The organism is Pseudomonas sp. Je.1.5.c, assembly GCF_051129895.1.
Taxonomy (GTDB): Bacteria; Pseudomonadota; Gammaproteobacteria; order Pseudomonadales; family Pseudomonadaceae; genus Aquipseudomonas; species Aquipseudomonas urmiensis.
In genome coordinates, this window is record NZ_JBCPSP010000076.1 from 1 (window position 1) to 9,745 (window position 9,745).

Sequence of the window (9,745 nt, forward strand, 5' to 3'; positions counted from 1 at the left end):
TCGGCGCAGCCGAAGGCGCGAGATGTAGATTTGCGCAGCAAATCGTAGGCCGCGCGGGCCCGGAAGGCACCGAAGCGAGGGGACCCGAAGCGCAGCGTAGGGCCGGATGGTGGAGCGCAGACCTTTTTGGTTACTTTTGGCTGGGCCGGCACACCGGGCGTTTGCCAAAAAGTGACCCGCCGTAAGGGCGGAAGGCGCCAGTGGCCGCGCCACAAAGAATGGATAAGCTCCCAGACCAAAAAACCAAGAAACCAAGAAACCAAGAAACCAAGAAACCAAGAAACCAAGAAATCAGCCCAACACAAAGATCACCCCGCAACCCCCTCATCCCCATCAATCATCTTGCGCAACAAAAACAAAATCGCCACCCGCTCAGCCGCATTCAGACACCCCATGCTCAGCTCACTGATCTGCCGCGCACAGGGAATCATCGCATCGAGCAACGCCGCCCCACTGTCGGTCAGCTCGCAAATCACCTTGCGCCGATCCCCCGGATCAGGCGACAGCTGAATCAACCCGCGCGCCTTGAGCCGATCGACGATGCCCCGGATGGTCGCCTGATCCACCGCAGTCGCCTTGATCAACTCAGCCTGGGAACTAGGCCCATGATCGCGCAAGGCGCACAGGGTAACGAACTGGATCGAGGTCAGCTGCGGGTCGCACGCCTGCTGCTGGAAGATCGCCGTATGCCGCTGATAGGCCTTGCGCAGCAAGTGGCCGACCTGTTCGGTAACGTCGTAGGGCGCGGTATCAGGTGCAGCAGTAGCGTTCGGAGTTTTGTTCGACATGTGATGGCTTGGGCTGTGAGGATTGGGCTGGCCGGGACTCCGAAGAGCGGAGCGCCGGGCCAGTATAACCACTAACGCGCCTTGGACTGCTCAGGCGCAACCACATCCCCGGCCAGGACCACAGCAAGGTCGTCCAGATAGATATCGCAATTGCGCAGCGGTATATCCAGGTGGCACGGGGTCTTGCGCTTGCCGCCGACCTCGGTGTTGGGGCCTGTGGAAAACAGGAAGTTGCCATAGAACGCGCGAGCGTCCATGCACATGCCGTCGTTGCGGTCGTGCAGGCCCATCGCCGTCCACTGCGCACGCGGCTGCAAGCCCCAACCGATGTGGGAGATGCCGTAGACCTCAGGGTCGTTGAAATACTTCATGTAGTCACGCAGGTATTCGGCCTCGAAGCCGCCATGGATGCCGGTGATGAAGCCCTTTTCGATCTCCAGGGTAATGCGCTCGCGGCAGTAGTTCTTGAACGGCAGGATGATGTCGCCGACATCCAGCACCAGGGTGCCCTCGGCGCTGTCTTCGTTCGGCCAGGTGAACAGAAAGCCACTGGGCCAGTGGTCCCAACGGCCTGGCTCATCGGCATAGCCGTATTCAGTGACGGCCGGGTACTGGCCAAGCGGCGCATGGAAATCACTGCCTGCCTTGGAACGCACATGCAGGCTGCGCGCCTGTTTGAGCAGGGTTTCAGCGGCCAGCACGCGACGCTTGTCGTCCTCGCTCGGCAGCATGCGCGCCAGGACTTCCGGGGGCTCGACCGCCAACAGGATGCGCGTGCCGGTCTTGAGGATCTGCTCCTGCTCAGGGGAATGCAGCAGCATCATGGTGTCGACGATCAGGTCGGCAGCCTCCAGCGCCCGCTGCGCGGCCAGGTTGCCGGTCAGGGCGGTGTCGCCGCAGTAGGCGGTCATGTCGTTGCCCATCGCCGTGGGGTGATTAAACGATGGCAGCTCAACCGCATACACCTTGGCCTTCAGGCGCTGAGCGGCCTCCATTGCCGCGTTCACCGTACGCGGGTCGGAATAGTGGCTTTTGAGCACGGCGACGCTCTGCGTTTCATCCACACGAGACAGCTTGAGCACGTGTTCGAACATCTGGGTCAGTTCTGCATTGCTAACCGGCATCGGTTTTCTCCTGAGCATGCCTGGATGGGCTCGAGATGCTGCACTGGCGTAGTGCGCGGCGCTTCATCTCGGTGCGAATTATGAGTGTATACACCCTATTTACCTAGATGAAAGCGCATCCAGTCGACAAGCGCAAGTGGCGCACCAAAACGTTACCATTCCACACAAACCCCAGCATTTACGGTGACAAAATGCTGAATGCCACTTTCGATCACTTGTTTGAAATTAATTCATTCGCGCTCTTCCCATTGAAAATTTATAGCGTATACACTCAATTTCATCAGACGGCCGAGCCGCTGAGCACATCACAGAACAAGAGGAGAGATACCTATGCGGGGCAGGCAGAAAATCGCAATCGTCGGTGCAGGTCTGGGTGGCGCGGCTGCCGCCACGTTGCTGCAGCAGGCTGGTTTTGAGGTCGACGTGTACGAGCAGGCGCCGGAATTCACCCGCCTGGGCGCGGGCATTCATATCGGCCCTAACGTGATGAAGATCTTCCGCCGCATGGGGCTGGAGCAAAAGCTGGAGCTGATGAGCTCACATCCGGATTTCTGGTTCAGCCGCGACGGCGTCAGCGGTGACTACCTGTCGCGCATTCCGCTCGGCGAGTTCGCCCGCCGCGAGTACGGCGCCTCGTACATCACCATCCACCGCGGCGACCTGCACGCCCTGCAGATCGATGCGATCAAGCCAGGCACCGTGCACTTCGGCAAGCGCCTGGAAAAGATTGTCGACGAGGGTGACCAGGTACGCCTGGACTTCGCCGACGGCACCCACACCGTGGCCGACATCGTCATCGGCGCCGACGGCATCCACTCGAAGATCCGCGAAGAGCTGCTGGGCGTCGAAGCGCCGATCTACAGCGGCTGGGTCGCCCACCGCGCATTGATTCGCGGCGAGCACCTGGCGCAGCACGCCGATGTGTTCGAGGACTGCGTGAAATGGTGGACCGAAGATCGCCACATGATGGTCTACTACACCACCGGCAAGCGCGACGAGTACTACTTCGTCACCGGCGTGCCGCACGAAGCCTGGGACTTCCAGGGCCCATTCGTCGACAGCAGCCAGGAAGAAATGCGCGCGGCCTTCGACGGCTACCACCCCACCGTGCAGAAGCTGATCGGCGCCACCGAGTCGATTACCAAATGGCCGCTGCGCAACCGCAACCCACTGCCGCTGTGGAGCCGTGGTCGCCTGGTACTGCTGGGCGACGCCTGCCACCCGATGAAGCCGCACATGGCGCAGGGTGCCTGCATGGCGATCGAAGACGCGGCGATGCTCACCCGCTGCCTGCAAGAAACCGGGCTGTCCGACCACCGCAACGCCTTCGCCCTGTATGAAGCCAACCGCAAGGAGCGTGCCTCCCGAGTGCAGTCGGTATCCAACGCCAACACCTTCCTCTACACCCAGGAAGACCCAGCCTGGGTCTACGGCTACGACCTCTACGCCCAAGAACTCAAGAGCGGGGAGGCAGCATGAGCAGCTTTATCGCTGGCGGCAACGTCAGCGCCAACGGCATCCGCCAGCATTACCTGCGCTACGGTGGCAAGGGCCCAGCACTGATCCTGGTGCCGGGTATCACCAGCCCGGCGATCACCTGGGGCTTCGTCGCCGAGCGCCTGGGCCAGCACTTCGACACCTATGTGCTGGATGTACGGGGCCGCGGCCTGTCCGCAAGCGGGCCTGAACTGGACTACGGCACCGATGCCTGCGCGGCGGATATTCCGGCCTTCGCGGCGGCGCTGGGCCTGGACCGCTATCACCTGGTCGGCCACTCGATGGGCGCGCGCTTCGCCATCCGCGCCGCCGCCCAGGGCGCGCCTGGATTGCAGCGATTGGTGCTGATCGATCCGCCAGTGTCCGGCCCGGGCCGTCGCGAGTACCCCAGCAAGCTGCCCTGGTACGTCGACTCGATCCGCCAGGCCACGCTCGGCATGAGCGGCGACGACATGCGCGCCTTCTGCGCGACCTGGACCGACGAACAGCTGGCGCTGCGCGCCGAATGGCTGCACACCTGCTATGAGCCGGCGATCGTGCGCGCCTTCAACGATTTCCACGAAGTCGACATTCACCAGGACCTGCCCCACGTGCATCAGCCGGCGTTGCTGATGGTGGCCGGGCGCGGCGGTGTGATCCAGCCGCAGGACATCGCAGAAATCCGCGAGCTCAAGCCGGACATCCAGGTCGTCCAAGTGGAAAACGCCGGACACATGATTCCCTGGGATGACCTGGAAGGCTTCTTCGCTGCCTTCGCTGACTTCCTCGACCACCCTCTCGTCTGAAGGAGCACAAGACATGACCAAGCTGTACCGCATCGGCCAGATCGTGCCGAGCTCGAACACCACCATGGAAACCGAGATCCCGGCGATGCTCCTGGCCCGTCAGGCGATTCGCCCTGAGCGCTTCACCTTCCACTCCAGCCGCATGCGCATGAAACAGGTAAAGAAAGAAGAACTGGCAGCGATGGACGCTGAGTCCGACCGCTGCGCGCTGGAGCTGTCCGACGCCAAGGTCGACGTCCTGGGCTACGCCTGCCTAGTGGCAATCATGGCGATGGGCCTGGGCTATCACCGCCAGTCGGAGAAACGCCTGCAGAAAGCCACCGCCGACAACGACGCGCTAGCACCGGTAATCACCAGTGCCGGGGCGCTGGTGCAAGCCCTGCATGTGATGAAGGCCAAACGCATCGCCATCGTCGCGCCCTACATGAAGCCGCTGACCGAGCTGGTGGTCAACTACATCCGCGAAGAAGGCTTCGAAGTGCAGGATTGGCGCGCGTTGGAGATCCCCGACAACCTCGCCGTGGCCCGCCACGACCCAGCCAACCTGCCCGGCATCGTCGCCGGCATGAACCTTGAAGGCGTCGATGTGGTAGTGCTTTCGGCCTGCGTGCAGATGCAATCGTTGCCGGCGGTGGCCAAGGTCGAGGCACAAACCGGCAAGCCGGTGGTCACCGCCGCCATTGCCACCACCTACGCCATGCTCAAGGCATTGGACCTGGAGCCCGTGGTTCCAGGTGCCGGCGCCCTGCTGTCGGGCGCTTACTGAATCGGGAGACGCACATGAGCGACGCACAAAGCGCCAGTGACAACTACCAGGGCGTATGGGGCCAGCGCATCGGTTTCGGGCGCAAGGCGGCCCTGCTGATGATCGACTTCATGCAGGGCTACACCACCCCCGGTGCGCCGCTCTACGCCCCTGGCGTGGTGACGGCTGTCGAGCAGGCCGCCGGCCTGCTGGCCCTGGCCCGTGACTGCGGTACGCTGGTGGTGCACACCAACATCCGCTACCAGGCCCCCCACTTCGCCGATGGCGGGGTGTGGGTACGCAAGGCGCCGGTGATGAAGGACATGGTCGAGGGCAACCCGCTGGCTGAGTTCTGTGAGGCGGTGCTGCCCCGGGCAGATGAAGTGGTGCTCAGCAAGCAGTACGCCAGCGCCTTCTTCGGCACCAGCCTGGCCTCGCTACTGCATGCCCAAGGCATCGACACTGTGGTACTGGCCGGCTGCTCGACCAGCGGCTGCATCCGCGCCAGTGCAGTCGATGCGCTGCAGCATGGTTTCAGAACCATCGTGGTGCGCGAGTGCGTCGGTGATCGGCACAACGATCCGCATGAAGCCAACTTGTTCGACATCGACAGCAAGTACGGCGATGTCATCAGCCGGCAGGAGGCCATGACTCAATTGCAGCGTCTGGCCGGCTGAAACCCGGCCGCCCTTTTGCCCATAACAATTACGCAACGGCGCGGGAAGCCCGCTGCATGACCGTCCGCTGTGCAGACGGCCGCCCCGCAGGAGCGCTCGGGGCCTTGTGACGCTGCCCAGAAACGTCGCGTATAGTGCGCGGCGCGCCTGGAGCGTCGAAAACTGCTGGCCTAAAAACAACCACAAAGTCGCCCGCCAGGAGACAGGAAATGCCAATTGCGAATGCAACCACGGTCCACGCTGAAGTCGACCAGGGTACTCAAGCGCTTTACCGCAGGATCACCTGGAGGCTCATCCCCTTCCTGTGCTTCTGCTACCTCGCAGCCTATCTGGACCGCATCAACGTCGGCTTCGCCAAGCTGCAAATGCTCGAAGACCTGCAGTTCAGCACCGCAGCCTATGGCCTGGGTGCGGGGCTGTTCTTCGTCGGCTATATCATTTTCGAAGTGCCGAGCAACCTGATCCTGCAGCGGGTCGGCGCCAAGCTGTGGATCGCCCGCATCATGATCACCTGGGGCCTGCTCTCGGCCTGCACCATGTTCGTCACCAGCACCACGCAATTCTACATCCTGCGCTTTCTGCTCGGCGCGGCCGAAGCGGGCTTTCTGCCAGGGGTGCTGTTCTACCTGACCATGTGGTACCCGACCTACCGCCGCGGGCGGATCATTGCCCTGTTCATGATCGGCCTGCCGCTGTCGAGCGTGATCGGCGGGCCGATCTCTGGCTGGATCATGGGCCACTTCGATCAGGTCCACGGCCTGCATGGCTGGCAGTGGCTGTTCTTGCTCGAGGCCATCCCCAGCGTGCTGCTGGGCATCCTGACGTTCTGGGCGTTGCCGAACAACTTCCAGCAGGCCAAGTGGTTGTCGGATGACGACAAGGCGCAGCTGGCAGCGGACCTTGCTGCCGATGATGCCGAGGGCAAGGGCAGCAAGCACAGCTTCCGCGATGGCTTCTTCAACCTGAAGGTGTGGATGCTTGGCGGCATCGACTTCTCGATCCTGCTCAGCGCCTATGCCATGGGGTTCTGGATGCCGACCTTCATCCGCGATGCCGGCGTCAGCGACACCTTCCACATTGGCCTGCTCACGGCGATCCCGAGCCTGGCCGCGCTGCTTGGCATGCTGATGATCGGGGCCAGCTCCGACCGCCATCGCGAACGCCGCTGGCACATCATCGTGCCCTTCATCATCGGCGCGATCGCCATGGCCAGCAGCACCCTGTTCAGCCAGAACCTGGTGATGACCGTACTGCTGTTCGCCATCGCCTCGGCGGCGATCATCGGTGCCGTGCCGGTGTTCTTCAGCCTGCCGGCGACCTTCCTCAAGGGCACGGCGGCAGCCACCGGTTTCGCCCTCGCCTGTTCACTGGCCAATATCGCAGGCTTGGTGAGCAACTCGCTGATGGGCATGGTCACCGACCTGACCGGCACCTCCCATGCGGCGCTGTGGGTGTTCGCCCTGTGCCTGCTGCTCAGCTGCTTTTTGGTGATCGCCCTGCCGGCGAAGCTGGTCAACCGCTAACGGTCCAGCGCTTCGCGTAACGGCAGCGCAAGCGGGCCTGCAGCCCGCTTGCCGATCCCTTTTAACGCACCCCCCGTCGTGGACGACCGCCAGGTCGCCACGCAGGGTTGCTGTTGCCTGAATTCAGGAGTAGCTCACATGCAAGGTCACACCCATCAACGCTTAGCCTGCACCGCACGCCTGACTGGCGGTTGTCTTGCCGCCGCCCTGTGCGCCGAAGCGACGGCCGAAGAAGCCGGCTTCATCGAAGGCGCCAAGGCCACGCTACAAGCACGCAATTATTTCTTCAGCCGCGACTATGCCGATATCAAAGGCAGCAGCACCCAGTCGCGCACCCAGGAGTGGGCTCAAGGCTTTATCCTCAATGCCAGCTCCGGCTACACCCAGGGCACCCTGGGCGTCGGCATCGACGTCACTGGCCTACTCGGCTTCAAACTCGACAGCAGCCCTGAGCACGCCAAGTCCGGGCTCTTGCCCAGCCTTGAAAGCGGCAAGTCTGCCGACAACTACAGCCGCCTGGGCGCGGCGATCAAGTTCAAGCTATCGCAGACCGAGCTCAAAGTCGGTGAGCTAATGCCCAACCTGCCGGTGCTGCTGTTCAGCGACCTGCGCCTGCTGCCGCCGACCTACCAAGGCGCGATGCTCGAGTCACGCGAGTTCGCCGGGCTGACCTTGAGCGCCGGGCAGTTCCGCTCGACCAGCCTGCGCGACTCTTCCAACAGCCAGAAGATGTATGCGCTGGTCAACGATCCGATCAATCCGGCACGTCTGGCACGGTTTACCAGTGACCGCTTCAACTACGTCGGCGCCGACTATACCTTCAACGACAACCGCACCAGCGTCGGCGTGTGGCAGGCGCAACTGGAGGATATCTATCAACAGCGCTTCTACAGCTTCAAGCACGCCGAGCCGCTGGGTGACTGGACAATGGGGGTTAATGCCGGCTACTTCGATGCCCGCGAGGATGGCCGCCAGATCGCTGGCAAGTACGACAACCATGCGCTGTTCAGCCTGTTCTCGGCCAAGACCGGCGGGCATACCTTCTACGTCGGCTATCAGCAGATCGGCGGCGACGACGGCTTCATCCAGGTCGGCGCCAACACCAACCCGATGGGCAACACCCTGCCCACCTACGAGTTCTCGGCGCCGGGAGAGCGCTCATGGCAGGTGCGCCATGACTACAACTTCGTCGCATTGGGGATTCCGGGGCTGACTTCGACCCTGCGCTATGTCCAAGGGCGTGATGTAGAGACTGGGCTGGGCTTCGAGGGGCGTGACCGTGAGCGCGACCTGGACCTGGCCTATGTGGTCCAGAGCGGGCCGTTGGCCGGGCTGGGGGTGCGGCTACGCAACGTTATGGCACGTTCGAACTACCGCACGGATATCGATGAGAACCGGTTGATTCTGAGTTATACGGTCAAGCTGTTCTGAATGGGGCGAGGCTGGAGCCACCCGCAAGGCGCTCCAGCCTGCCCAGCGGCGCTGATCACCAGCGCCTCCCCTTCAAACCGACACGCCGCCTTGATAAGGCGGCGGCAGGTTTCATGGCTTGAAGCCCTTGTCTTTGCTCCGATCAGGCGGGCTGATGTTCCAGAAGTTCTCGCTGGCCTCTTGTTGCTGCTTGGCCTTTTTTTCGGCTTCCGATTCCCAGCAGCCGCTGAGCGACAGAGCAGTGACGGCGACGAGGATTGCGCCGATGAGGGTGCGCTTCATGAGGTTCCTTCCTTGGAAATGGCCGGGCGTTATATCAAATATCGATTTGCAGCGCAAAACCCTGCACCAGCGCCTTGCGCTAATACACAAAAATCATCATCCCGGTATTGTCGGCACTACCGGAGAGTCGCCAGCCATCGATCAAATTGGTTAAGCTGGCGCGTTATGTGTCGCCACTAAGATGAGCTTCACAACCAGAGACCTCCACGTTTGCGCAAGAAGGACCAAGGAAATATGGATATTAAAGTTGTTCAGCTGACCGCAGCGATGGCAATGGCTGCGATTCTGGCCGGCTGCTCAGAAGAAAAAGTTCCTGAGCCAACCGCGGATAACTGCGCACCTCAGATGTACGAGCAGAACCTGGCGAGCCTTTCGAAAGAAGCCAATCGCAACGAATTCATCGCCAACTGCAAGAGCTTTCTTGCGGCCAAGAAGATGACCGAGTGGACGTTCGAGAAGAGCCCGGAAGGTAAATACTGAGTCAGCCTGTCGCCATTCGATCCGATGCAAAGAGGAGCCCAACGGCTCCTCTTGTGTTTCTGCAACGAGCGTATGTCAGTGCCCTCACCATCGGCCTGCGAGGTAGAACATACCTCCAGCAAAACAGCTGATGAAAACGCCATCGAGCACATCGCCGGCAGTACCGCACCCCGACAGATAGGCTTCGACCTGCACTGCCAGGAACAACATGGCGAGCAAAAGAACGACGCCCATGATACGCCGCTGAAGCTTGAACCTGGCCTTCTCAGTTCCGAACCACAGCATACCTGAACTGGTCAACTTATTTTGGACACCAGTTAAGGTTTCATGCCGCATCCTTGAGCTTTTTCTCCATGGCTACCGGGGTTTGATAACCGTTGTAGCTGTGGAGGCGCTTCAGGTTGTAGCGGACC

11 protein-coding genes are annotated in these 9,745 nt (G+C 61.7%); 7 read left to right on the forward strand and 4 right to left on the reverse strand.

Annotated features, from left to right (window positions below):
- Nucleotides 1-308: 308 nt before the first annotated feature.
- Together AAZU54_RS26730 and AAZU54_RS26735 are read right to left on the reverse strand one after the other, a co-directional pair.
- Entirely contained in the window at nucleotides 309-788 is a 480-nt protein-coding gene (locus AAZU54_RS26730) for a MarR family winged helix-turn-helix transcriptional regulator (protein WP_312155099.1), read from the reverse strand.
- A 71-nt stretch (nucleotides 789-859) separates the two neighbouring features.
- Complete coding sequence (locus tag AAZU54_RS26735; protein ID WP_186553606.1) at nucleotides 860-1,912, reverse strand: 2,5-dihydroxypyridine 5,6-dioxygenase; 1,053 nt, start codon at nucleotides 1,910-1,912, stop codon at nucleotides 860-862.
- A gap of 330 nt (nucleotides 1,913-2,242) precedes the next feature.
- Between AAZU54_RS26735 and AAZU54_RS26740 the strand changes: the two genes are divergently transcribed.
- From AAZU54_RS26740 to AAZU54_RS26765, 6 genes are all read left to right on the forward strand, one after another.
- On the forward strand, nucleotides 2,243-3,391 hold the full coding sequence (locus AAZU54_RS26740; protein WP_186553607.1) for an FAD-dependent monooxygenase: 1,149 nt from the start codon (nucleotides 2,243-2,245) through the stop codon (nucleotides 3,389-3,391).
- Entirely contained in the window at nucleotides 3,388-4,194 is an 807-nt protein-coding gene (nicD, locus tag AAZU54_RS26745; protein ID WP_186553608.1) for an N-formylmaleamate deformylase, read from the forward strand. The genes AAZU54_RS26740 and nicD overlap by 4 nt, the downstream gene beginning before the upstream one ends.
- Before the next feature lie 13 nt (nucleotides 4,195-4,207).
- On the forward strand, nucleotides 4,208-4,960 hold the full coding sequence (locus AAZU54_RS26750; RefSeq protein WP_186553609.1) for a maleate cis-trans isomerase family protein: 753 nt from the start codon (nucleotides 4,208-4,210) through the stop codon (nucleotides 4,958-4,960).
- A gap of 14 nt (nucleotides 4,961-4,974) precedes the next feature.
- Entirely contained in the window at nucleotides 4,975-5,616 is a 642-nt protein-coding gene (locus tag AAZU54_RS26755) for an N-carbamoylsarcosine amidohydrolase (RefSeq protein WP_434727871.1), read from the forward strand.
- Between the two features lie 209 nt (nucleotides 5,617-5,825).
- Nucleotides 5,826-7,139, forward strand: coding sequence for an MFS transporter (locus tag AAZU54_RS26760; protein WP_186553611.1), 1,314 nt, complete (start codon nucleotides 5,826-5,828; stop codon nucleotides 7,137-7,139).
- A 138-nt stretch (nucleotides 7,140-7,277) separates the two neighbouring features.
- Nucleotides 7,278-8,570 carry an OprD family porin gene (locus AAZU54_RS26765; RefSeq protein ID WP_434727872.1) on the forward strand — a complete coding sequence of 431 codons (1,293 nt, stop codon included), beginning with the start codon at nucleotides 7,278-7,280 and terminating at the stop codon, nucleotides 8,568-8,570.
- Between the two features lie 111 nt (nucleotides 8,571-8,681).
- Here AAZU54_RS26765 and AAZU54_RS26770 read toward each other — a convergent pair whose 3' ends face one another.
- Entirely contained in the window at nucleotides 8,682-8,852 is a 171-nt protein-coding gene (locus AAZU54_RS26770) for a hypothetical protein (protein WP_186553613.1), read from the reverse strand.
- Between the two features lie 234 nt (nucleotides 8,853-9,086).
- Here AAZU54_RS26770 and trbK point away from each other — a divergent pair, with 234 nt between their 5' ends.
- A complete protein-coding gene (gene trbK, locus AAZU54_RS26775; protein ID WP_405129835.1) occupies nucleotides 9,087-9,332 on the forward strand; it encodes an entry exclusion lipoprotein TrbK in 246 nt (81 codons plus the stop codon).
- 84 nt (nucleotides 9,333-9,416) lie between these two features.
- Here trbK and AAZU54_RS26780 read toward each other — a convergent pair whose 3' ends face one another.
- Nucleotides 9,417-9,668 (reverse strand): hypothetical protein, encoded by a 252-nt coding sequence (locus AAZU54_RS26780; RefSeq protein WP_434727873.1) that lies wholly within the window; start codon nucleotides 9,666-9,668, stop codon nucleotides 9,417-9,419.
- Nucleotides 9,669-9,745: the final 77 nt, after the last annotated feature.

Coding starts and splice junctions, on each gene's coding strand:
- AAZU54_RS26770 (WP_186553613.1), bottom strand. CDS start 8,852: ATGAAGCGCACCCTCATCGGCGCAATCCTCGTCGCCGTCACTGCTCTG.
- AAZU54_RS26735 (WP_186553606.1), bottom strand. CDS start 1,912: ATGCCGGTTAGCAATGCAGAACTGACCCAGATGTTCGAACACGTGCTC.
- trbK (WP_405129835.1), top strand. CDS start 9,087: ATGGATATTAAAGTTGTTCAGCTGACCGCAGCGATGGCAATGGCTGCG.
- AAZU54_RS26765 (WP_434727872.1), top strand. CDS start 7,278: ATGCAAGGTCACACCCATCAACGCTTAGCCTGCACCGCACGCCTGACT.
- AAZU54_RS26760 (WP_186553611.1), top strand. CDS start 5,826: ATGCCAATTGCGAATGCAACCACGGTCCACGCTGAAGTCGACCAGGGT.
- nicD (WP_186553608.1), top strand. CDS start 3,388: ATGAGCAGCTTTATCGCTGGCGGCAACGTCAGCGCCAACGGCATCCGC.
- AAZU54_RS26730 (WP_312155099.1), bottom strand. CDS start 788: ATGTCGAACAAAACTCCGAACGCTACTGCTGCACCTGATACCGCGCCC.
- AAZU54_RS26755 (WP_434727871.1), top strand. CDS start 4,975: ATGAGCGACGCACAAAGCGCCAGTGACAACTACCAGGGCGTATGGGGC.
- AAZU54_RS26740 (WP_186553607.1), top strand. CDS start 2,243: ATGCGGGGCAGGCAGAAAATCGCAATCGTCGGTGCAGGTCTGGGTGGC.
- AAZU54_RS26780 (WP_434727873.1), bottom strand. CDS start 9,668: ATGCGGCATGAAACCTTAACTGGTGTCCAAAATAAGTTGACCAGTTCA.
- AAZU54_RS26750 (WP_186553609.1), top strand. CDS start 4,208: ATGACCAAGCTGTACCGCATCGGCCAGATCGTGCCGAGCTCGAACACC.